This window comes from Thermovibrio ruber (assembly GCF_055380895.1).
Window position 1 is genome coordinate 349,057 of the sequence record NZ_AP042397.1, and the last position, 20,928, is coordinate 369,984.

25 protein-coding genes are annotated in these 20,928 nt (G+C 45.3%); 17 read left to right on the top strand and 8 right to left on the bottom strand.

Annotation, left to right across the window (positions count from 1 at the left end):
- Positions 1-42: 42 nt before the first annotated feature.
- Positions 43-1,167, top strand: a complete 1,125-nt coding sequence (locus tag ACZ424_RS01840) for an iron-containing alcohol dehydrogenase family protein (RefSeq protein ID WP_464904821.1) — start codon at positions 43-45, stop codon at positions 1,165-1,167.
- Between the two features lie 114 nt (positions 1,168-1,281).
- Here ACZ424_RS01840 and ACZ424_RS01845 read toward each other — a convergent pair whose 3' ends face one another.
- From ACZ424_RS01845 to ACZ424_RS01880, 8 genes are read right to left on the bottom strand one after another with little or no spacing between them, the layout of a single operon-like run.
- A complete protein-coding gene (locus tag ACZ424_RS01845; protein ID WP_464904822.1) occupies positions 1,282-2,088 on the bottom strand; it encodes an LpxI family protein in 807 nt (268 codons plus the stop codon).
- Complete coding sequence (gene nusB / locus ACZ424_RS01850) at positions 2,075-2,518, bottom strand: transcription antitermination factor NusB (protein ID WP_464904823.1); 444 nt, start codon at positions 2,516-2,518, stop codon at positions 2,075-2,077. The genes ACZ424_RS01845 and nusB overlap by 14 nt, the downstream gene beginning before the upstream one ends.
- Entirely contained in the window at positions 2,518-2,985 is a 468-nt protein-coding gene (gene ribH, locus ACZ424_RS01855) for a 6,7-dimethyl-8-ribityllumazine synthase (protein WP_464904824.1), read from the bottom strand. Before ribH ends, nusB begins: the two co-directional genes overlap by 1 nt.
- Positions 2,986-2,995: 10 nt before the next feature.
- Complete coding sequence (gene fabK, locus ACZ424_RS01860) at positions 2,996-3,946, bottom strand: enoyl-[acyl-carrier-protein] reductase FabK (RefSeq protein WP_464904825.1); 951 nt, start codon at positions 3,944-3,946, stop codon at positions 2,996-2,998.
- 18 nt (positions 3,947-3,964) lie between these two features.
- Complete coding sequence (locus tag ACZ424_RS01865) at positions 3,965-4,909, bottom strand: beta-ketoacyl-ACP synthase III (RefSeq protein ID WP_464904826.1); 945 nt, start codon at positions 4,907-4,909, stop codon at positions 3,965-3,967.
- The gene (gene plsX / locus ACZ424_RS01870; RefSeq protein ID WP_464904827.1) at positions 4,910-5,914 is read right to left on the bottom strand and encodes a phosphate acyltransferase PlsX; all 1,005 of its coding nucleotides are present in this window, start codon (positions 5,912-5,914) and stop codon (positions 4,910-4,912) included.
- Positions 5,915-6,094, bottom strand: a complete 180-nt coding sequence (gene rpmF / locus ACZ424_RS01875; RefSeq protein ID WP_464904828.1) for a 50S ribosomal protein L32 — start codon at positions 6,092-6,094, stop codon at positions 5,915-5,917. It lies immediately after the preceding gene.
- A gap of 3 nt (positions 6,095-6,097) precedes the next feature.
- Positions 6,098-6,610, bottom strand: coding sequence for a YceD family protein (locus ACZ424_RS01880; RefSeq protein ID WP_464904829.1), 513 nt, complete (start codon positions 6,608-6,610; stop codon positions 6,098-6,100).
- 122 nt (positions 6,611-6,732) lie between these two features.
- Here ACZ424_RS01880 and ACZ424_RS01885 point away from each other — a divergent pair, with 122 nt between their 5' ends.
- From ACZ424_RS01885 to ACZ424_RS01960, 16 genes are all read left to right on the top strand, one after another.
- A complete protein-coding gene (locus ACZ424_RS01885; protein WP_464904830.1) occupies positions 6,733-7,284 on the top strand; it encodes a SurA N-terminal domain-containing protein in 552 nt (183 codons plus the stop codon).
- Positions 7,285-7,346: 62 nt separating this feature from the next.
- Positions 7,347-8,195: a peptidylprolyl isomerase gene (locus tag ACZ424_RS01890; protein ID WP_464904831.1), complete on the top strand. Its 849-nt coding sequence runs from the start codon at positions 7,347-7,349 to the stop codon at positions 8,193-8,195.
- 149 nt (positions 8,196-8,344) lie between these two features.
- On the top strand, positions 8,345-8,995 hold the full coding sequence (locus tag ACZ424_RS01895) for a methylenetetrahydrofolate reductase C-terminal domain-containing protein (protein WP_464904832.1): 651 nt from the start codon (positions 8,345-8,347) through the stop codon (positions 8,993-8,995).
- Positions 8,996-9,883 (top strand): methylenetetrahydrofolate reductase, encoded by an 888-nt coding sequence (locus tag ACZ424_RS01900; protein ID WP_464904833.1) that lies wholly within the window; start codon positions 8,996-8,998, stop codon positions 9,881-9,883. It begins immediately after the preceding gene.
- Positions 9,884-9,891: 8 nt separating this feature from the next.
- On the top strand, positions 9,892-10,578 hold the full coding sequence (locus ACZ424_RS01905) for an isoprenyl transferase (RefSeq protein ID WP_464904834.1): 687 nt from the start codon (positions 9,892-9,894) through the stop codon (positions 10,576-10,578).
- Complete coding sequence (locus ACZ424_RS01910) at positions 10,575-11,399, top strand: phosphatidate cytidylyltransferase (protein WP_464904835.1); 825 nt, start codon at positions 10,575-10,577, stop codon at positions 11,397-11,399. Before ACZ424_RS01905 ends, ACZ424_RS01910 begins: the two co-directional genes overlap by 4 nt.
- Positions 11,396-12,382 carry a hydrogenase expression/formation protein HypE gene (gene hypE, locus ACZ424_RS01915; RefSeq protein ID WP_464904836.1) on the top strand — a complete coding sequence of 329 codons (987 nt, stop codon included), beginning with the start codon at positions 11,396-11,398 and terminating at the stop codon, positions 12,380-12,382. Before ACZ424_RS01910 ends, hypE begins: the two co-directional genes overlap by 4 nt.
- Before the next feature lie 11 nt (positions 12,383-12,393).
- Positions 12,394-13,164 (top strand): ABC transporter permease, encoded by a 771-nt coding sequence (locus ACZ424_RS01920; protein WP_464904837.1) that lies wholly within the window; start codon positions 12,394-12,396, stop codon positions 13,162-13,164.
- Positions 13,157-14,212, top strand: a complete 1,056-nt coding sequence (gene hypD, locus ACZ424_RS01925) for a hydrogenase formation protein HypD (RefSeq protein ID WP_464904838.1) — start codon at positions 13,157-13,159, stop codon at positions 14,210-14,212. The genes ACZ424_RS01920 and hypD overlap by 8 nt, the downstream gene beginning before the upstream one ends.
- Before the next feature lie 13 nt (positions 14,213-14,225).
- Positions 14,226-14,408: a helix-turn-helix domain-containing protein gene (locus ACZ424_RS01930; RefSeq protein WP_464904839.1), complete on the top strand. Its 183-nt coding sequence runs from the start codon at positions 14,226-14,228 to the stop codon at positions 14,406-14,408.
- 245 nt (positions 14,409-14,653) lie between these two features.
- A complete protein-coding gene (locus ACZ424_RS01935; protein WP_464904840.1) occupies positions 14,654-14,905 on the top strand; it encodes an HPr-rel-A system PqqD family peptide chaperone in 252 nt (83 codons plus the stop codon).
- Positions 14,898-15,926, top strand: coding sequence for an ATP-grasp domain-containing protein (locus ACZ424_RS01940; RefSeq protein ID WP_464904841.1), 1,029 nt, complete (start codon positions 14,898-14,900; stop codon positions 15,924-15,926). Before ACZ424_RS01935 ends, ACZ424_RS01940 begins: the two co-directional genes overlap by 8 nt.
- 11 nt (positions 15,927-15,937) lie before the next feature.
- On the top strand, positions 15,938-17,293 hold the full coding sequence (locus tag ACZ424_RS01945; RefSeq protein WP_464904842.1) for a diaminopimelate decarboxylase: 1,356 nt from the start codon (positions 15,938-15,940) through the stop codon (positions 17,291-17,293).
- Complete coding sequence (locus tag ACZ424_RS01950; RefSeq protein ID WP_464904843.1) at positions 17,287-19,383, top strand: urea transporter; 2,097 nt, start codon at positions 17,287-17,289, stop codon at positions 19,381-19,383. The genes ACZ424_RS01945 and ACZ424_RS01950 overlap by 7 nt, the downstream gene beginning before the upstream one ends.
- Positions 19,358-20,254, top strand: a complete 897-nt coding sequence (locus tag ACZ424_RS01955; protein ID WP_464904844.1) for a TonB-dependent receptor — start codon at positions 19,358-19,360, stop codon at positions 20,252-20,254. The genes ACZ424_RS01950 and ACZ424_RS01955 overlap by 26 nt, the downstream gene beginning before the upstream one ends.
- Before the next feature lie 12 nt (positions 20,255-20,266).
- Positions 20,267-20,899, top strand: coding sequence for a tetratricopeptide repeat protein (locus ACZ424_RS01960; RefSeq protein WP_464904845.1), 633 nt, complete (start codon positions 20,267-20,269; stop codon positions 20,897-20,899).
- The last annotated feature ends 29 nt before the right edge of the window (positions 20,900-20,928 follow it).

Here is a 20,928-nt window from a genome sequence, read left to right on the forward strand (position 1 = left end):
ACTTGAAAATAGTGTAGCACAACATCTTTGAGGGAGATAGAGATGAGACACCACATGCCTACTCGGGTAGTTTTTGGAAGGAGAGCTCTCTATAAATTGAAAGACGAGGTTGAGTTCCTGAAACTTGATCCGTCAAGAACGGCAGTTATCTGCGGGTCCTCTGCCGTATCTCAAGGCTACGTGAAAACTATAACGGAGCTCCTTACCGGAAAGACACAGGTCTTCTGCTCTGTAGAGCCTGATCCCACCATAGAGAACGCTTTACAGGTTTTAGAGGAGGTGAAATCATTCTCTCCGACGCTCATTGTTGCCATAGGGGGAGGAAGTCCGTTAGACGTAGCCAAGGCAGTCTCTGTTATGCTTACAAACGAGGGTGACCTTCGCCAGTTTATAGGAGTTCCTGAAGCCTTTAAAAATCCGGGAGTTCCAGTTGTTGCCGTTCCTACAACTGCCGGTTCCGGTTCGGAAGTTACTCCCTACGCCGTTCTTACAGACAGGGAGAAACTGAAAAAGGCTCCCCTTATTTCCCGTTACCTATTTCCCGTTCTGGCCTTAGACGATCCAGAACTTACGCTTTCAATGCCTCAGACCGTTACTGCAAATACGGGAGTTGACGCTTTAACCCACGCTTTAGAGGCCTTTCTCTCAAAGAGGGCAACCCCTATCAGCAAACTCTACTCCCTTGAGTCTGTTAAGCTCCTCTTCAGTTACCTTCCAAAGGCTTTTGGGAATCCCAAAGACCTCTATTCAAGAGAGCGGGTTATGATGGGAAGCCTTTTGGGAGGTATGGCAATTACCGATGCCGGTGCAGGTCTTGTTCACACCCTTGCCCACGTTTTAGGGGTTCTCTATAGGGTTCCCCACGGCCTTGCGAACGGTATATTCTTGGTTCCGGTTCTTGAGTTCTACGGCCTTTCTGTAAAGGACAGCCTTGAGGAACTCTCAAACTACTTGGGTATTTCCGGCGGAGCCGAGGGCTTTATCTGTTCTTTAAAGGAGCTCCTTTCATACTTAGGAATCCCTGAGAAAGCCTCTTCTGTTGGCCTTAATAAGGACGATTTCACCCTCTTTTTGTCTTTAGTTATGGAGAAGAAGTTCCTTATGGGCAACCTTCCGAGGATTCCTACGGAGAGGAATGTAAGGGCTATTCTTGAAACTTTAGTTTAAAACTTTATGTTAAAACTTTTGGGTCTTGAAACTCTTACAGTTCAAGGGCTATTCTTATACCTGAGAAAAAACAACAGGGTGACGGCTTAAGTGGGGCCAGGGGAGGGTTGTGGGTTAAAGGGCTAAAAGGGGGAGTCTCTGTCTTCTGCAGAGCTCCCCTATTTTATCCGGCGTAACTACAAACGTTCTGTTCCCTTCTACTGCTATTCCTTTTCCACCTAACTCCTTTACCAGTTTTATAGTTTTCTCCCCTACAGTAGGAACGTCTACTCTCATATCTTGGTTAGGCCTTGCAGCTTTACAGACCACAAAACCGCCGGAGGAGAGCTCCGCTCCCCTCTCTACACACCTGTCTGTTCCCTCTACACCTTCAACTGCTACTACAGTTCCCCTCTTTACAACCACCGTTTGGCCTATGTCAAGTTCGGCTATCTTCTTTGCAACTTTCATTCCAAACTTCATGTCTTTCAGGGTTTCTTCGTCCGGCTGAGGGCCAAACAGAGTTCCCGGCGGAACGAGAAGGTGTTTTAAGAAGGTTTCTGGGGAGATGACCTTAACTCCTGATTTCTCTATTTCTTTAAAAACTCCCCTTATCAGCGATTCAGGTTTAAGGTCTTTTAGAGTTGCTATCAGTTTAAATGCAGTTATGTCAAGGTTTCTCAGCTTTAAAGCTTCCCTATGTTCAACTTTTCCTAAAACGGCAATCTCCCTGACGCCGCTCTTTTTCAGCTCTTTTAAGAATTTCCCTAACTTTATCGGTTTTATCCAGATTACTCTTTTTGAAAGTTCCTCTACCCTTTTGTCCGTAAGGCCTGTTATTCCAAATGTTGTTACTTCTATTCCTTTCTCTTTTGCCGATTTGAGGAATTCAAGGGGGAGCTCCCCGGCTCCGGCAAGAAGTCCAAGTCTAACTTCTTGCATCTTTTTTAACTTTGTCTAAAATGGCGTTTATAAACTTGTATGAGTTTTCATCCTCTCCGTATTCCTTTGCAAGCTCCACTGCGTCGTTTATTACGGCTTCTGCCGGTGAAATCTCCTCTTTCAAAAGCTCGTAGGTGGCCACCCTCAGGATAGACCTGTCCATAGGCAAAAGTCTATCTATAATCCACCCTCTCTTTAGGTGTTTTGATATTTGGGAGTCAACTTCAAGAAGGTTTCTAAAAGTTCCCTTTACTAACCTTTCTGCCAGTTCTTTTACCTCTTTTTTCTCTTTATCTCTCTCTTCTTCAAGCTCTTCCCAGTAGGTTTCTGCAACTTCATCAGGTGAAAACCCTGAAACGTCAACCTGATAAGCTATCAGGTATGCGTGTTCCCTTGCCCTTTTCTTCTCTGGGTTTGAGAGGTTACCCATCACTCCTCCATCTCCTTCAGTAGGTTTACCATTTCAATGGCCGTAAGGGCAGCCTCCCAACCCTTGTTTCCTGCTTTTGTTCCAGCCCTGTCTATGGCCTGCTCAACTGTGTCTGTTGTTAAAACTCCAAAAACCACTGGTTTTTCCGTTTCTAAAGAAACTGCGGCGACTCCCTTACTTACCTCGGCCGCTACGTAGTCAAAGTGGGGAGTTTCTCCCCTTATAACAGCTCCAAGGGCTATAACTGCACTATATTTTTCGTTTTTTGCCAGCTTCTTTGCAGTTAAGGGTATCTCAAAAGAACCGGGAACCCAAACTACTTCAATGTCTTCCTCTCTACAGCCGTGTCTTTTTAAACAGTCTAACGCTCCTTCAAGGAGCCTTTCGGTTATGAATGAGTTGAACCTGCTTACAACTATTCCAAACTTAAAGCCTTCTGCCCAGAGTTTTCCCTCAGTTACTCTCATTTCTGTCTCCTTAGCACTCAAAGAAGCGGCTACAAAGGTTTTTAAGGGTTTTCTCAGCTCCTTCTATTATATCTTTAACGATCTCTTCGGCAGTTTCCTCTTTGTTGACGTACCCAACTACTTGACCGGCCATTACAGAGCCCCACTCAACGTCTCCACTCTCAGCGGCAAGTCTCAACCTTCCCCTTCCCAGCTCCTCTAACTCCTCTTTTGGAGCTCCTGAAAACTCAAGCTCTGCAAACTTCTTCGTCAGTTTATTTTCAAGAAGCCTGACCGGGTGTCCGGTAGTTATTCCTGTAACTGTAACCTGATTGAACCTTGCCTTTAAGATTCTCTCCTTATATTTGGGGTGAACATTACACTCTTTTGCGGCTAAAAACCTTGTTCCAACCTGAACCCCCTCGGCTCCGAGGGCAAAGGCAGCTGCTGCCTGTTCACCTAAGGCTATTCCACCTGCTGCAATGACGGGAATCTTAACAGCCCTTACTATTGAGGGTATGAGAACCATCGTCGTCAGTTTTCCTATGTGGCCTCCGGCCTCCATACCTTCGGCTATAACGGCGTCAACGCCTATTCTTTCCATTCTCTTGGCGAGGGCATCGTTTGCAACTACGGGAATGACCTTTATTCCCTTCTCTTTAAAGGCAGGTATATACTTTCCGGGATTTCCTGCCCCTGTTGTAACTACAGGGACTTCTTCATCTAAACAGACCTGAATTATCTCTTCGGCGTTGGGCATCATCAACATTACGTTTACGCCAAAAGGCTTATCTGTAAGCTCTTTACACTTGCGTATTTCCCGGCGGAGCTCCTCTGCTGTTCTACTGCCCCCAGCTATTATTCCTAATCCTCCGGCGTTTGAAACGGCTGCGGCAAGCTCAGCATCTGCAATCCAGGCCATTCCTCCCTGCAGAATAGGGTATTCAATTCCCAGTATTTCGCATACCCTCGTCTTTAACATTCTCCCTCCAGTTTACCGTTATATCTCTACTATACACGAGCCCCAGGTAAACCCTCCGCCGAAGGCAACCATGAGAACTTTATCACCTTTTTTAACTTTTCCGCTTCTTACAGCCTCGTCTAACGCTATGGGAATTGAAGCTGCACTTGTGTTTCCGTAACGGTTCAGGTTTATAAAGACTTTGTTTTTCGGTATTTTAAGCCTTTCTGCAACTGCATTTATGATCCTTACGTTTGCCTGATGGGGAACCAAAAGGGATACTTCTTTCGGGGAGATACCGGTTTTCTCTAAAACCCTCTGTGCAGACTCAACCATGGTTCTTACAGCAACTTTAAATACCTCGTTTCCCCTCATTCTCAAGTAGTGAGGCTGTTCTTCATTAGAACCTACAGATGGGGCTACGAGGAGCTCCCCGTAAGAACCGTCTGCCCCTAAGTCAAACCCTAAAACTCCTTCTTCGTCACTCTGCTCAACGAGGACGGCACCTGCTCCGTCCCCAAACAGTATACAGGTTGTCCTGTCTTTCCAGTTCAGTATTTTTGAGAACCTCTCCGCTCCAATGAGGAGGGCTCTCTTTACTCCTTTGCTCCTCATTATTGAGTCTACAGTGTATAGTCCATAAATGAAACCTGTACAGGCTGCAGATATGTCAAAGGCTACAGCTCCTCTATTTCCCAGCTTTGACTGGACTTTACACGCCGTTGACGGGAAGAATGCATCAGGAGTAGCAGTTGCGACAACTATCAGCTCTACCTCTTCCGGGTTAACTTTACCCTCTATTGCCCTTGCTGCCGCTTCTGCAGCCATGTCTGAGGTTGTTTCCCCTTGGCTGATTCTCCTCTCTTTTATCCCAGTTCTGGTAGTTATCCACTGGTCGGAAGTTTCAACCATTTTCTCAAGGTCAAAGTTCGTCAGAACTCTGTCGGGAACGTAAGAACCGGTAGAGACTATTTTTACGCCCATTTACCTACCCGTTAACTTTTCTATCTCTTCCTCTATGTGTCTGTTAAGCTCCGATTCTACAAACTGTGTAGCCGTTCTGATGGCGTTTTTTATGGCCTTGGCGTTGGAGCTCCCGTGGGAAATTATAACAGGAGCTTTTACACCGAGGAGTGGAGCTCCTCCCCACTCTGCGTAGTCTATTCTCCTCTTAAATCCTTTTATGGCCGGTTTAAGAGCTAAAGCTCCTAATCTTGAGATAAAGTGCTTTTCAATTTCCTCTTTTAAAATTTTCGCAAGTATCTTTGCTAAACTCTCACTTAGTTTAAGGGCGACGTTTCCGACAAAGCCGTCACACACGATAACGTCAAAGTTTCCCGAATAGATGTCTCTTCCCTCAGCGTTCCCTATAAAGTTTAAACCTTTTTCCCTTGCCTCTTTTAAGAGTTTATACGCCTCTTTTGTCAGCTCGTTACCCTTTCCCTCTTCCTCTCCTATGTTTAAAAGGCCTACTTTGGGATTTTCATCCCCTAAAACGTAGCGGGCGTAGGCACTTCCCATTACTGCAAACTGAAGAAGGTGGTTGGGTTTACAGTCTACGTTTGCCCCTACGTCTAACAGGAATGTGTGTCCTTTTAAGTTAGGAAGGATTGTAGAGATAGCCGGCCTCTCAACTCCTTCTAGCCTTCCAAGGGTAAACAGGGCGATTGCCATTACTGCCCCTGTATTTCCTGCGCTAACAAACGCGTCGGCCTCGCCGTTTTTTATCAGATTTAGCCCTACGTGAATAGAGGAATTTTTCCTCTTCAGCGCCTTTGCCGGTTGCTCATCCATAGGAACGGCATCGTCTGCGTGGACGACTTCAATCAGCTCTTTTGGGTAGGAGAGTTTGGAGAGTTCCCTCTCAACCTTTTCCCTGTCTCCAACTAGAACAACCTTTATTCCCAACTCTTTTGCTGCTTGAACTGCCCCTACAATGGGGGTATGGGGGGCAAAGTCTCCCCCCATAGCATCCAAAACGACTTTCATCTACTCCTCAACCTCTACAACAGTCCTGCCGTTGTAGTATCCACAGTGTTTACATACCCTGTGGGGAAGCTTAGGCTGAAGGCAGTTTGGACATACAGAGATGGCAGGGTTTTTGGCCTTCCAGTGTGTTCTCCTCTTGTCCCTTCTCGTTCTTGAAACTTTCCTCTTTGGAACTGCCATACCTCACTCCTTTTTCAGTTTATTTTTAAGCTCTTTAAGTTTTTCCCACCTTTTGTCAGGCTCTCTATTCCTTTCTTCCTCTTTCCACTCTCTGTAGTGGACTTCTTTACACTCCTCGCTGCATATCGGTTTTACCGGCAGGTTAAGAACTATCTGTTCCTCAACAACTTCAGCAAGGTCAAGAACAGTTTCGTCGAAGAATTTTATATCAAGGTCACTTCCCTTTATCTCTCCTCCGGATATTTCGGAAGTGGGAAGCAGTTTGTAGTCAAAGTCTTGCTCAACGTGATGCGTAAACTTCCTTAAACACCTGCTGCAAGTAAGTTCAACGTCTCCGGTTATGTGTCCTTTAACTTGATAGCCTGTCGGTTTTTTCTGTATCTCAACCTCTAACTTAAAAGGCGAGGCGTTGCTTATCTCCTCTTTCGGTAGGTTCATTACAGATGGCTGAATTTCCGTCTTTACCTTTAATGGCTCCTTTGCCGTTATCTCGTTAAGGTTAACTTTCCTTTTCATACTGCTCACCTAAAAAGGTTTTTGTGGAAAATTTGCTCCATAAAATTATGCTCAACCCCTATCTTTGCAATCGGATTGGTAGTAAACTAACTTTAGCTCAAATAAACTTTTTGGAGGATAAGTTGAGAAAAACGTTAGTTGCTCTGTCTGTAGCCCTTTTCGTTGGAGGTTCTGCCCTTGCTGCTGAGAAAATATTGGCCAAAGTAAACGGGAAGGCCATAACAGAAAAAGACCTGAACCAAGTTATGGAGTCTCTACCTCCAAACTACAAAACCCTTGAAAAGAACCCTACCTTTAGAAAACAGCTCCTTAACAACATGGTGAAGGAGGAGCTCCTCTACCAAGAGGCTATAAAAGAGGGCGTTGAGAAAGATTCCAGAGTTCAGAGAGAGATTGAGACGATGAAAAAGCGTATTTTGGTTCAGGCTCTCTTAAGAAAACACATTAAGCTCGGAAGTGTTCAAATTTCAGACAGTGAAGCAAAAGCTTTCTACGAGAAGAACAAGGAGAGGTTTACAGACGCAAACGGGAAACCTGTTCCTTTCAGTTCACTTAAACCGTTTATTGTTCAGAGTCTTAAACAACAGAAAGAGCAAGAGATGTTTAAGGAGGCGCTGAACAAATACGTTTCCCAGCTTGAGAAGAAGTCAAAAGTTGAAATCTATGTAAAGTAGCTCAAGGTATATAAGGTATAACTGCCCCTTTAGGGCTTTTAAACCGATTGCGGAGGTTGAAGGTGCGTTTCCAAGTTCTCCTTCTATTTCTTCTGCTGACTGCTCTACCGTCTCAGGCAAAAGTTGTTGACTACATAGCTGCCGTTGTTAACGGGGAGCCGATACTCTACAGCGAAATTGTCTCTTATGCAAAGGAGAACGGCATTCCAGATCTCAGAGTTGCAAGGGACAAAGTGATTGAGAAGGAGATACTACTTACTCAGGCCAAATCGGAAGGTTTAAAGGTTTCAGATTCAGAGGTTGAGAGAGCTCTTAAAGATTTTATGGATAAAAGCGGCATAAAGAACGAGGAAGAACTAAAGGAACTTCTCAGTAAAGAAGGGCTTACTTTAGACGACTTTAAGGAGAAAATTCGTGAGCAGCTTTTAATCGCCAAGTTAATAGCAAAGGACGTTAAGTCAAAGATTAACGTCTCTGAAGGTGAAGTTGAGCAGATATGTGAGAAGGAGGAGGGGAAGCCAGTAAGGGACGTTTACTACATCTACACTAAGAGCCGTTCTGTTGCTGAGAAAGCGATGGAGCTCCTCCAAAACGGCGTTCCCTTTGAGAAGGTTGCCGGGGAGCTCTCTGAGGACAGGGAAACTGCAGTTAACGGCGGCCAAATCGGTGAAGTTTCTCCTGGAATGCTCATAAAACCTTTAGACAAAGCTGTATGGAACTTGAAGCCGGGAAGCTATAAACTCGTTAGAACTTCCAATGGTTTTTACATCGTTTACGTAAAGTCTGAGAAGAGAGGGCGCTGCAATAGGGATAAGATAAGGGAACAGCTCTACATGATGAAGTTTCAGAAAGCCCTTAAGGACTACCTTGATAAGCTAAAAAAGAGCGCCAGTGTAAAGGTTTACATGTAGTTTGTTCATAAGTTTTTAGAGTTTTTGGGGTTAGGTTACTGCTGAGGGGGAGCTCCCCCTCAAATTCCTGCTGTAAAACTTCTTGCTGCCTTACTATTTAGTAGAATACCATCTTTAAGCCTCTATGCTTTTCCTTTCAGGAGGTTCTATTGGTAACTGTTAAACTGAAACCTTTAGATGAAATACTCAGCTCACTTTCCGGTTTTAAGCGTGTTTACGTAATAGGCTGTCAGTTGGGCTCTGCAAGGTGTAAGAACGGGGGTCTCCGTGAGGCCTACAGGATTGCCGGTTACCTTGAGTTGAAAGGTTTCAAAGTTGTAGGGGTAAAAAGCCCCGGCGGAACCTGCGTTTTAGAGAGGCTTGATCACTCTGCAAAGAGCCTTCTCCGTGAAGCCGAAGAGAGCGCAGACGTTATTCTCTCCCTTGCCTGCGGTGCAGGAACTCAACTGATAGCCGAAAACGTAGTCATTCCCGTTAAAACTGGTGTTACAACGCTTTTTATCGGTTCAGAACGGGAAGGGCGGTACTTTGAGGAATACTGTATAGCCTGTGGAGACTGCGTTATATCGGATACCGGCGGTATCTGTCCCATTGCAAGGTGTCCCAAGTCTTTAACCAACGGTCCCTGTGGGGGAGCCATAGCTGGAAAGTGTGAAGTTGATCCGAACTTTCCTTGTATTTGGTATAGAATTGCCCAAAGGATGGAGCAGCTTAAAGAGTTAGAAAAACTAAGGAATCCTGTTCCTCCAAAAGACTATTCCCTCTCTGTTTACCCAAGAAAGCTCACTCTGGAGGAATAGTTGTCTTTTAGGGAGAAACTTAACTCAGGTAAGTTCGTTATAACGGCAGAGGTTGCACCGCCCCGAGGGACAGACTGGAAACCGGTTATTGATTCTATAGAGCCTTTAAAGGGCAAGGTTGACGCTTTTAACGTTACAGACTGTCAGCGTTCTATGGTTAGAATGGCTCCTCTTCCCATGGCAAAACTTCTCCTTGACTCTGGATATGAACCGATACTTCAGGTTACCTGTAGGGATAAGAACAGAATAGCCCTTCAGTCTGAACTTTTAGGGGCTTACGCTTTAGGTGTGAAAAACGTCTGTTTAATGACGGGAGACTTTACGACCTTAGGTGATCAGCCTGACGCCAAGCCTGTTTTTGACCTTGACTCTGTTCAACTTATAGAACTTGCCTCTAAACTGAACGAAGGCCGTCTTTTAAACGGTAAAGAGCTAAAGGGGGATGTTGACCTATTCGTAGGAGCTGTCTACAATCCCTTTGCAGGGCCTGAGATTCTCCAGATCTGGAAACTGGAGAAGAAAATAAAGGCCGGTGCCCGTTTTATTCAGACTCAACCAATTTACGACGTGAAACTGGCGGAGGAAGTGAGCAACCTTATTTACTCCTTCGGTGCAGTTCCTCTTATAGGTATTCTTCCCATAAAGAGCCTCAAAATGGCAAACTTTATGAAAAAACTTAACCCTACTTCTGTTCCCAGTTTTCTTATTAGAGGCCTTGAGTCCTCTTCAGACCCTGCCTCTTACGGTTGGGAGTTCGCTTTAGAAGTTGCAAAGGCCTGTGTTGAGTTTTCCGGTGGTGTTCACTTTATGTTGGTAGGAAAAGTGCAAGAACTTGCAAACTTTATAGATTTTCTTAAAAACCATAAAGACTATAACGGCAGATTTTAGAGGGGGAAATGGAGAACTTGCCTATCCACGTTGGAGTAATTATGGACGGTAACGGCCGTTGGGCTGTAAAAAGAGGTCTTCCCAGAATTGAAGGCCACAGAAAAGGTGCAGAAACTACCGAGAAAATAGTTATAGCTGCTAGCAATTTGGGAATTAAGTACCTTTCTCTCTATGCATTTTCTACTGAAAACTGGAAGAGGCCAAAGGAGGAAGTTAACTTCCTCTTTTCTCTTATGTATGAATACGTGAGGAGTAAGCTTGACCTGTTCCTTGAAAATAACGTGAAGTTTCGGGCTATGGGAAGACTCTGGGAGCTCCCTGACTACCTCCAAGAAGGCTTTGCCTGGATGGAGGAACAGACTTCTTACTGCACAGGTCTAACTACAGTTTTCGCAGTAAACTATGGAGGCCGTCAGGAAATTATTGATGCGGTGAACAAAATCCTAAAGACTGACTTAGAGGAGGTTGATCAGAAAACCTTTAGAAAGTATCTCTACATTCCTGAGCTTCCGGACTTGGACCTTCTAATCAGGACGAGTGGAGAGCTCCGGATCTCAAACTTTCTCCTGTGGCAGTCTGCATACACCGAACTCTGGTTTACAGAAACTCTTTGGCCGGACTTTACCGAAGAGGAGTTTAGAAAAGCCCTTGAGGACTTCTCAAAGAGAGAGAGGAGGTTCGGCGGAATAAAATGAAAGCCAGGCTCATAGGGGCTTTTTTTGTTTTCCTGTATACTCTACTTATGTTTCTTGCTCCAGTTCCTTACTACTACCTATTGGTCTACTTTCTGGGAGCCCTTTCCATTTTAGAGATCTTTTCCCTTTCCCGTTTAGAGCGCTACCAGACAGTAGCCCTTCTCGTATTTTCCCTTCTCTTCCTACTCTTTATCAACATTCCACAGCTAATTAAACTTCTCAGCCACTATTACACGAGTTTGGCGGTCTCTTTCTACGGGGGAGCTCTCCTCTCATCGCTTTTAATTGTCTCTCCCCTCTTTATACTTCTCTCCATGTTTACCTATGCTCTTATTCTTGACGGGACGGTTAACAAAGATTTCTTCACGTGCCTTGCCTTCTTTATTTACCTTATCTTTGGAATTTTTGCCATTTCTGGCCTATCTAAACCTTTTCTTTTGCTTCTCATCTCTATCGTCTGGTCTACAGATACGTTTGCATACCTTGTAGGCAAGTATTTTGGAAAGAGAAAGCTCATCCCTTCAGTCAGTCCTAAGAAAACTGTTGAAGGTTCACTTGGCGGTTCTTTCGCCGGAACTCTTATTTCTTACTTGGTTGCCGTCAAACTTTCCTTGCTACCTTCAAATTTTCTGACTCTTCTTCTTCTTTTTCTCCTTACGCTTGTTTCTCAGCTGGGAGACCTGCTTGAGAGTTCCCTAAAGAGGATCTTCGGCGTAAAGGACTCAGGAAACATCATCCCCGGCCACGGCGGAATCCTTGATAGAATAGACAGTACTTTGGCAGTTGCTCCCATTCTGTTTGTTCTTGGAGGTGTCAGTTGAAAAAGGTTGAGATAGGTCACGGAAGCGGCGGTAAACTGACGAGAGAGCTTATAAACGATTTCTTCCTGAAACACTTTAACTTTCCAGAGCTCCATACACTTCAGGACGCAACTTACCTTTCCGGCTTTTCAAAAATTGCAGTCACTACAGACTCCTACGTTGTCAGTCCCCTTTTCTTCCCCGGGGGGAACATCGGGAAACTCTCAATTTCAGGAACAGTTAACGACCTTACAGTCAGCGGAGCTCTCCCAAAATACATTACAGTTGGCTTCATAGTTGAGGAGGGACTTCCCCTTGAGACCTTGGAGAGAATCGTCTCCTCAATGGCCGAAACTGCTAATTCTGCCGGAGTGAAGATCGTCGCAGGAGATACAAAGGTTGTAGAGAAGGGAAAGTGCGACGGAATCTACATAAACACCTCAGGGGTTGGTGAAGTTGTGAAGGAGTTCTCACCTCTTCTGGTTAAACCGGGAGATAAGGTTATTGTTACAGGCTACGTTGGAGACCACGGCGTTGCAATCTCATTAGCAAGGGAGAGCTTTGAGGTTGAAACGCCGGTTGAAAGCGACTGTGCCCCCTTAAACTCTCTACTAACTCCGCTCTTTGAACTTCCTGGTCTTAGGTTTATGAGAGACCCTACCCGTGGAGGGCTTGCTACGGTTTTGGTGGAGCTCTCCGAGTCTTCAAACCTTGGAGTCAGGATCTACGAGGAAAAAGTCCCAGTTAGGGAAGAGGTAAGGTTCATCTGCGACATGTTGGGATACGACCCCCTCTATTTAGCAAATGAGGGTAAGGCAGTTGTTGTAGTTTCTCCAGAAGACGAGGAGAGAGCCCTCCAGATTCTCCGTTCCCACCCGTTAGGTAAAAACGCCTATGTCATCGGGGAAGTAGTTGAAGGAAACGGAGTGAATCTCGTTACCTCAATCGGCGGAGAGAGGAGGCTTGAACTCTTAGAGGAAGATCCCCTTCCAAGGATCTGTTAGGTGGAGCACTTATGGGGCACTTTCTAAAAATAATCTTGATTTCCTATCTGTTTATCCTCTTGGTTATCGCTATTGACTTTAAGTTTAAGTCTGGTATGTGGAGGGAGCTCCTTATCTCCTCTCTCCTTTCACTGATTCAACTCTTTACCGTTGCCCTTGTTATTCTCTACCTGCTTAAGCTCAAAATAACCGCTTTAGATTTTGGAGTAGTTCTTCTCTTCTTCTTTAACGCTTCCCTCATAGCCTATAGAAGACTCAAACCTTTTCCCTACTCTACACTTAAAACCTTCTCAATTATATTCCTTTCCATATCTGCCATTTCAACCTTTTCTCTATTTTCCCTCTACCTTGCAGGGATTCTTAAACCAACTCCTACTTCTCTCATTCCCCTTGCAGGTATCGTTACAGCCGCTGGAATGAGGAGTCTTTCTCTTGCTTTTAGATACTTTAAGAGACGTCTCTTTGACCTCCAAGACATACTCCTTGGAATGTTTGCACTTGGGGCAACTGATCTTCAGGTTTTTGGTTACGTCTTCAGGAACTTAATAGACGACATTACAGTTCCCGTTAGGGACATGTTCAGATCTGCAGGAATTGTCCATATACCCGGCGTTATGGTTGGTCTTCTACTCTCAGGAGTTTTCCCACTAAAGGCTGCAGCCGTTCAGTTTGCAGTTCTCAGCACGATGGTCTTCCAGTTTACTTTCACCCCCGCAGTTGCTCTGTTCTTTTTAGTTTCACTCTTTGGGCTTAAAATCTATCCCGGAGGAGAAAATGAGTAGAGTTAAAGAGTTGGTTGATCTAATTCACTCTCTTGCTCCGAAAGATGGGAAAGTTAAAATAATGAACGTCTGCGGTTCTCACGAACACACTATTGCCTACAGCGGCCTCCGTTCACTTATGCCGGAAAACGTTGAGCTCGTTCCAGGACCAGGCTGTCCCGTCTGTGTCTGCTCAGAGAGTGACGTCATCAACGCCATAAATCTCTCTAAAAGACCGGATGTAATTCTGTGCACTTACGGAGATATGCTCAGAGTTCCAACCCGTATCGGTTCAATCAGGTCAAACGGCGGGAACTACTGTATGGTTTCGGCTCCCCACGAGATCCTTAAAATTGCCAAGGAAAACCCCGACAAAAAAGTCGTCTTCTTCTCAATCGGATTTGAGACCACAACTGCTCCAACTGCTGCCCTCTTAGAAATGGGAGTTCCAGAAAACCTTACAGTCCTTACCTCTCAAAAACTCACTCCCGAAATTATGGAAGTTCTTGTTAAAGACTCAGATGTTGGAGTTGACGCCTTTGTGGCTCCGGGGCACGTCTCTGCGATCGTCGGTTCAAACGCTTGGAGGGTTTTCCCTGAAAAATACGGAATACCGACAGTTGTCGCAGGGTTTGAGCCTGAAAACCTCCTGTTAGCAATCGTTAGGATCCTATACCAAATTAGAGAGGGGAGGTCTGAGCTTGAAAACGTCTACAGGGGAGTTGTTAGACCTGAGGGAAACAGAAAAGCCCAGGAGCTTATGTACAAGTACTTTGAGAAGGCTGACGTAAACTGGAGGGGAATTGGCTACATTCCAAAGTCCGGACTTGAGTTTAGGTCAGAGTACTCGCACCTTAACGCAAAGGCCGTTTTTAACCTTCCTGAGATAAAGGAGGAGAAAATTCCGGGCTGTATCTGCGATAAGGTGGTTCTCGGTAAGGCTTACCCGACAGACTGTAAGCTTTACGGAACTGCCTGCACTCCAAGGAGCCCGAAAGGTCCTTGTATGGTATCTTTAGAGGGAGCTTGTAACATCTGGTTCCGCTCAGGCGTTAAAACAACTGTTTAATTTGGCTTTATCTATGGAGTGTAAGCTTCTCTTAGTTGAAGATGATGAAACCTTTCCTGAAAAGGTAGTAAACCTTGAGAAGCTGATGATAGAGGAGGCTCTAAAAAGAACCGGCTACGTTCAAACTAAGGCTGCGAAACTGTTGGGAATAGATGAAAAGTCCCTCAGGTATAAGAGGAGAAAGTACAGAATATGAGAGGGCTTACACTACCGGCTTCCCTTTTCTTAGTCCTCTTTACCGCCATCCTGCTGAACGTTTACCTTCTCCATAGGGAGATCCAAACCTTCTACATTTCCATAATGGCTTATACAAAATTATTGACACAACCATAGTTTCCTGGTAATTCTAAAAGTAGTTCTTAAGGCTTAAATTTGGCATTTTTGTTGCTTATCTAAAAGTCTAATAACTCAAGAATAAGTAGATTGAATGGAGGTTAAATAATGGGTAAGCTTGAGCGGTTGGCCATTAACGACGAGGGTTTCATCTTTGACCCCGAAACGGGGAACAGCTACACGGTAAACAAAACAGGACTTTTCATCATTAAGCTCCTCAAAGAGGGAAAAACAGAGGAAGAGATAGTAAAGGCTTTAACCGAACGCTTTGAGGTAAGCGAGGATGAAGCAAAGAGAGACTTAATCGACTTTATTGAGCAGCTGAGGATTAACGGCCTCTTAGAGGTGAATAATGTTTAAGATTGCAGTTTCGGGAATAAACGCAGTTGACAACCCGGGGCCGGGAGTCGGAATTGCGAAAGGCTTGAAGGAGAGTGGCCTTAACGTTTCTATCTACGGCTTTGCCTACGACGCTATGGAGCCTGGAATCTACATGAAGTGGCTCTTTGAGAAAAGCTTTGTTATGCCATATCCTTCAGCTGGAGAAGAAGCCTTTATTGAGAGACTTCTCTACATAAAGGCTGCACACGGCTTAGATGTAGTAATTCCAGCCTTAGACGCAGAGCTCCCCCTTTTTATAAAGGAATCTCAGAAGCTTGAGAGCTTTGGAATAAGAACATTTCTCCCCACGGAAGAACAGTTTAAGTTCAGGGGTAAAGATAAACTCCCTGAGGTTGCAGAGAGAATTGGAGTTAAGGTCCCAAAAACGGTGGTCGTTACTTCTTATGAAGAGCTCAGCAAGGCCGTTGAGGAGATAGGTTTTCCAGTTATGATAAAGGGCATCTTCTACAAGGCCTACAAGGCCTTTAACATCTCTCAGGCCACTGCTTACTTCAATTCAATCGTTTCAGAGTGGGGTTACCCTGTAATCGTTCAGGAGGTTGTAAGCGGAGAAGAGATGAACGTAGTCGGCGTTGGGGACGGTGAAGGGGGGCACTTTGGCCTTGTAGGAATAAAGAAACTCTGGATTACGAGCCTTGGGAAGATATGGACCGGAGTTACCGTTAGGAACGGAGCTCTCCTTTCTGCTGTAGAGCGTTTTATATCAGAGTTCAGCTGGAGGGGAGCCTTTGAGTTTGAGTGCATAGTCAACAGCAGCGATGTTTACCTCATAGAGATAAACCCCCGTTTCCCCGCTTGGGTCTACTTTGCCGCAGGGGTTGGAGTCAACCTTCCAGAGAGGCTTCTTAAAGCTGCCATAGGGGAGGAACCTGATAGGAGCTGGGACTACGAGGCTGGGAAGCTCTACGTCCGGTTTACCGACGATTTCGTAACGGACATGACTGAGTTCCAGAAGGTTATAACGAGAGGAGAGAGTTGAGGAGGTTAAAGATGAAAGAAACCTACGAGAAACCAGTAATCTCTAAACTGAAGACCGGAATGATGAACAAGTTCGGGAGCTTCCCAGCTTACCTCAAAAGAGTTCGAAAGGAGATTGACGGCATTCCAGTTGAAGAGTTGGTTGAGAAGTTTGGCTCTCCACTCTTTGTCTTCTCCGAGAGAAAGCTTAGGGAGAAGTTCCGAGAAATTAAGAACGCATTTACCCTTAGGTATCCAAACGTTGAGTTCAGCTGGTCCTACAAAACCAACTACCTTGACGCTATCTGTGCAGTTCTCCACGACGAGGGAGAGACAGCAGAGGTAGTCTCTGAGTTTGAATACGAAAAAGCCCGCCGTTTAGGAGTTCCGGGAGACAGGTTAATCTACAACGGACCCTACAAACCTTACGACTCTTTAGTTACAGCAGTTAAAGAGGGGAGCAGAATAAACGTTGACCACTTTGAGGAGATAGCAGACCTTGAAAGAGTAGTAGACGAGCTTGGAGTAAAGCCAAGGGTTGGAATAAGGCTTAACATGGACACCGGTATTTATCCCCAGTGGAGCCGTTTCGGTTTTAACTTGGAATCTGGCCAGGCCTTGGACGCCGTTAAGAGGATAGCCTCAGGCGGGAAGTTAGAGCTTGTTGGCCTCCACTGTCACATCGGCACTTTCATACTTGACCCTAAAGCCTATGAACTTGAAGTAAAAAAACTCGTTGATTTTGCCTACTTAATTGAAGACCAGTTTGGGTTTAAGATTGAATACATAGACATCGGAGGAGGTTTCCCATCTAAGAATAGGTTAAAGGGCATCTACCTTCCACCTGAAGTCGCCGTTCCGTCGGTTGATGAGTTTGCAGAGAAGGTCTGCTCGGCCCTTCTCTCAAACCTAAGGCCTGGAGACTACCCTAAACTCATCATAGAGAGCGGTAGAGCTATTGTTGACGAGGCAGGCTACCTCATAACTACAGTTCACGCCGCCAAGAGGCTTCCCTCCGGCCTTAAGGCCTACGTTTTAGACGCAGGAGTTAACATCCTCTTTACCTCCTTCTGGTACAAGTTCAACGTTGAAGTAGACAGGGAGCTCCACGGAACAACTGAACCTTGCGTCCTATACGGTCCACTATGTATGAACATAGACGTAGTTGACGACCTTACTTACCTTCCACCCCTTCCGAGGGGAACAAGGCTCATCCTCTCCCCCGTCGGAGCCTACAACGTTACACAGTGGATGCAGTTTATCCGGTACAGGCCTGCTGTGGTTTTACTCGGCCAGAACGGAGAGGTTGACCTTATTAGGGAGGCTGAAGACATTACCGACATCGTAAGGCGGGAGAAACTACCTGAGAGGCTCAAGCTGAGATGGTAGGCTTACTCCTCTCGAAGATTGAGAAGTTTTCCATTCCACTCTTTAGGAGCTACTCTGCCGTTCTCTTTAACTCAAGCGTTTTTGGGGGAACTCTCCTCCTCCTTATTACTCTAATTAACCCAAACTTGGGAATTGGAGGTCTTGTAGCCCTTACCTCTTCTTACATCTTTGCAAGGCTCATCGGCTTTAAGAAGGACTTCCTTCGGCTTGACTACTACATCTACAACCCCCTCTTGGTTGGCCTCTCCCTCGGCTACCTTTTTAAACTGAGTCTCCTCAGCCTTCTCTTTTTTGTCTCTGCCGGGATACTTACGTTCCTCTTAACCTACACCCTATCTTCACTCTTCTACTACCTAAAGCTCCCAGTTCTCAGCCTTCCCTTCGTCGTAGTCAGCTCCCTCTTCTACCTATCCTCAACCAAGTTCTCTCAGCTCTTTGTCTCAGACCTCTACTCCCACTCTCCCCTACTCCTCCTTTCTCCGTTCCCCCCATTTCTTGACGGGTTCTTCCGCTCCCTCGGAGCTGTCTTCTTCCTACCCTACTCTACTACAGGGTTCATCATAGCCCTCCTTCTACTTTCCGTCTCTCGAATTCTCTTCTTCTTGGCCGTTCTTGGTTACTACTCTGGAGCTCTAACCGGTTACCTCTTTACAGGCTCCTGGTATAAGGTTTTCACAGACACTTCTGCCTTCAACTACATACTTACCTCGATGGCCGTTGGAGGGGTTTTCCTCATTCCTTCCCTCAGGAGCTACAAGTTTGCCATGACTGCCTCTATCGTTTCAGTCCCAGTTGTTGAAGGGGTAAAAGTCTTCTGGGAGAGCTACGGAATTCCCGTTTTTGCCCTTCCATTCAACGGAGTCTCTCTCCTATTCCTCTACGTTCTCTTCTCCGTTGGATACCTTTACGTTACAAAGATTTACAAAGGAACTCCTGAAAGAACCTTGGACTACTACCTGACCTACTTGAGGAGGTTTCCCTTTACCGGCCGTGAGATTGGTCTTCCCTTCTCCGGCCAGTGGACTGTGTGGCAGTCTGTAGACGGAAAGTGGACCCACAGGGGTCCTTGGAGGTATGCTGTTGACTTTGTAATAACTGACGAGAGCGGAAAAACCTATTCTGGAACCGGAGAAAAACTGACAGACTACTACGCCTTTGGTAAACCTGTCCTATCGCCTGTTGACGGCCAGGTAGTCTCTGTCGTTTCAGAGCTTCCGGACAACCCTCCAGGACATGCAGACAGGGAGAACAACTGGGGGAACTACGTCCTCATCTACGATAGGAGGGGCTTTTACGTCCTCCTCTGCCATTTTAAGAAAAACTCAGTACAAGTCAAACCGGGAGACACCGTTGTAAAGGGAACTCTTTTAGGTTTCTGTGGGAACTCTGGCTACTCCCCACAGCCCCACATCCACGTCCACGTTCAGCTCTCTCCCTACTTGGGAGCTTCAACCGTTCCCTTTAACTTCTCATCTTACATCTCAAAAGAGACCTTCTACGACGTTGGCCTTCCCAAAGAGGGGGATGTGGTTCAGCCTATCTTCCCAGACAAATCCCTCTACAACAAACTGAACTTCCTAATAGACCAGGTTTTCTGCTACTCTATCTCCAACGGGAAGAACGAAGGTGAGCTTGAACTAACCGTAAAGATGGCCCCAGACGGAACCTTCTACCTTACAGACGGTAAGGCAAAACTCTACTTCGGAATTCAGAACTCTACTTTCTACTTCTACCACATTGAGGGAGATACCAATTCTCCACTTAAATACTTCTTCTTCGTTTCTCCAAAAATTCCCCTGTTTTCTACCAAGGACCTTAAATGGCACGATCACCTTCCTCTTATCTCGATTGATTCACGGATAAAGAGGGAGTTCTACCTGTTCCTTTCTTCGTTTGTTCCAGATAGATTCACTGTCCACTCAACCTCTCACTGGACAGGTCCCCTATCCTTTGAATCTGATATAATCCAACCTTCTAAACGTTTAAGGGCCTTGGTTAAACTTTCAGATAGATTTGGTTTTGAAGAAATAAAAGTAGAGAACATTACAATAAAGAGGAAGGGAGATGAAGAAATTACTTTTGCTAGTTAGTGTACTTGTCCTTTTAGGTTTTTCTAACTCTTTTGCTCAGGAGATGGGGAAAATTATCTACGGTTACGGAGCTCTCTACAGTTCCTACCTAAACTACAACAACTCCAAATACAAAGAGGACGGCTACAGCACTACCGGCTACTTAAGCCTTGGCGACGGCCTTCACAACGCTTTCCAGTTTGGGGTAGGCTATACCCACATAAACTACAAGGACGGCTACTCAGACCTTAACCAGGAAGACTTTACTGCCGTTTACTCAAACACGAACCAGATCCTAAAAAACCACACCTTTACCTTAGGAGTCCACTACATAAACAGCGACGATGAATTAACAGACGGCGGCTACACCCTCTTTTTTGATGGAACCTACTCAAACTACTCCCCTAAGTACCCCTACTCCTTTAGGTGGAACTCCGGTATAGGTCTCTACTACAGCCACTACTCAAACACTATTAACTTTAACGTCTACCAGGTTAACCCCCACTCAACGGTTAAACTATTTTCAGATTACAAGAGGGGAGCTCTCTACTTAGATCTAACAGGCTACTACATCCACGTAACAGACTCAGATAAACTTGGAATAGGGAACGACAACTACTACTCTTTAGACGGAACTCTCCGATACTACTACGGCAGCTATGACATTAAAATCGGTGGCTGGGTAGGGAAGCAGATGTTTGCCGTAAAGAACGGAGGCTTTGTGGTCTACAACCTTTCTGAAAAATATAAAGGAGGAGCCTACGGAGAGGTTGGTTACACTTTTAAGAACGGCCTACGAGTCTCTTTTAACCTATCTGTTAATAGGTACACAGAAGGAGGCCATAACGTAACTCAAACAGTCGGAACGGTATCCTTAGGCTACAGGTTCTAAAGGGAGGCTGATTTGAGAAAACTCTTCTTAGGTTTTCTGTTGGCTTTAGCACTAATTCCTTTGGCCTTCTCTATGAACTACTCAGAGATAAAAGACGCCTACAGCCGTTCATACATCTACGAAAAGAGCGGAGACTACAAGGATGCAATAAAGGTCTTAATGCCCGTCTACAAGAGTTACCCAAACGGATATACGATCAACCTACGTTTGGGTTGGCTCTACTACCTCTCCGGAAGATACGGAGACTCAGAATACCACTACAAAAAGGCCTTAAAAGCCATTCCAACCTCCGTTGAGGCCATGCTCGGCCTTATGCTTCCCCTAATGGCTCAGCAGAGTTGGGAGGATGTTGAGTCCCTTGCCTACAGAATCCTTAAGATTGACTACTACAACTACTACGGAAACCTTCGTCTCTCAATTGCCTTAAGAAAGGAGAAAAAATTTAGCATAGCAGAGGCTGTAGATAGGAAGATGCTCTCCATCTACCCCACAGATGTTAACTTTCTAAATGAGCTTGCTCTTTCTCTTTTAAGGGAGGGTAAAAGGCTTTATGCTAAAACGATCTTTGAAAACCTTTTAATCCTTGACCCCGAGAACCCTGTTGCAAAAGAATACCTTCAAAAGATAAAAGAAAATAAAAAATGAGGAATTAAAAACAGCAGCGAGAAGACTGC

Excerpts from the sequence above, each read along its gene's own strand:
- ribH (WP_464904824.1), bottom strand. The coding sequence starts at position 2,985 with ATGAGAGTAACTGAGGGAAAACTCTGGGCAGAAGGCTTTAAGTTTGGA.
- ACZ424_RS01910 (WP_464904835.1), top strand. The coding sequence starts at position 10,575 with ATGAAAGCCAGGCTCATAGGGGCTTTTTTTGTTTTCCTGTATACTCTA.
- ACZ424_RS01955 (WP_464904844.1), top strand. The coding sequence starts at position 19,358 with ATGAAGAAATTACTTTTGCTAGTTAGTGTACTTGTCCTTTTAGGTTTT.
- nusB (WP_464904823.1), bottom strand. The coding sequence starts at position 2,518 with ATGGGTAACCTCTCAAACCCAGAGAAGAAAAGGGCAAGGGAACACGCA.
- ACZ424_RS01905 (WP_464904834.1), top strand. The coding sequence starts at position 9,892 with ATGGAGAACTTGCCTATCCACGTTGGAGTAATTATGGACGGTAACGGC.
- ACZ424_RS01920 (WP_464904837.1), top strand. The coding sequence starts at position 12,394 with ATGGGGCACTTTCTAAAAATAATCTTGATTTCCTATCTGTTTATCCTC.
- ACZ424_RS01865 (WP_464904826.1), bottom strand. The coding sequence starts at position 4,909 with ATGGGCGTAAAAATAGTCTCTACCGGTTCTTACGTTCCCGACAGAGTT.
- hypD (WP_464904838.1), top strand. The coding sequence starts at position 13,157 with ATGAGTAGAGTTAAAGAGTTGGTTGATCTAATTCACTCTCTTGCTCCG.
- ACZ424_RS01935 (WP_464904840.1), top strand. The coding sequence starts at position 14,654 with ATGGGTAAGCTTGAGCGGTTGGCCATTAACGACGAGGGTTTCATCTTT.
- ACZ424_RS01945 (WP_464904842.1), top strand. The coding sequence starts at position 15,938 with ATGAAAGAAACCTACGAGAAACCAGTAATCTCTAAACTGAAGACCGGA.
- ACZ424_RS01880 (WP_464904829.1), bottom strand. The coding sequence starts at position 6,610 with ATGAAAAGGAAAGTTAACCTTAACGAGATAACGGCAAAGGAGCCATTA.
- ACZ424_RS01840 (WP_464904821.1), top strand. The coding sequence starts at position 43 with ATGAGACACCACATGCCTACTCGGGTAGTTTTTGGAAGGAGAGCTCTC.
- fabK (WP_464904825.1), bottom strand. The coding sequence starts at position 3,946 with ATGTTAAAGACGAGGGTATGCGAAATACTGGGAATTGAATACCCTATT.
- ACZ424_RS01930 (WP_464904839.1), top strand. The coding sequence starts at position 14,226 with ATGGAGTGTAAGCTTCTCTTAGTTGAAGATGATGAAACCTTTCCTGAA.
- ACZ424_RS01950 (WP_464904843.1), top strand. The coding sequence starts at position 17,287 with ATGGTAGGCTTACTCCTCTCGAAGATTGAGAAGTTTTCCATTCCACTC.
- rpmF (WP_464904828.1), bottom strand. The coding sequence starts at position 6,094 with ATGGCAGTTCCAAAGAGGAAAGTTTCAAGAACGAGAAGGGACAAGAGG.
- ACZ424_RS01845 (WP_464904822.1), bottom strand. The coding sequence starts at position 2,088 with ATGCAAGAAGTTAGACTTGGACTTCTTGCCGGAGCCGGGGAGCTCCCC.
- ACZ424_RS01940 (WP_464904841.1), top strand. The coding sequence starts at position 14,898 with ATGTTTAAGATTGCAGTTTCGGGAATAAACGCAGTTGACAACCCGGGG.
- plsX (WP_464904827.1), bottom strand. The coding sequence starts at position 5,914 with ATGAAAGTCGTTTTGGATGCTATGGGGGGAGACTTTGCCCCCCATACC.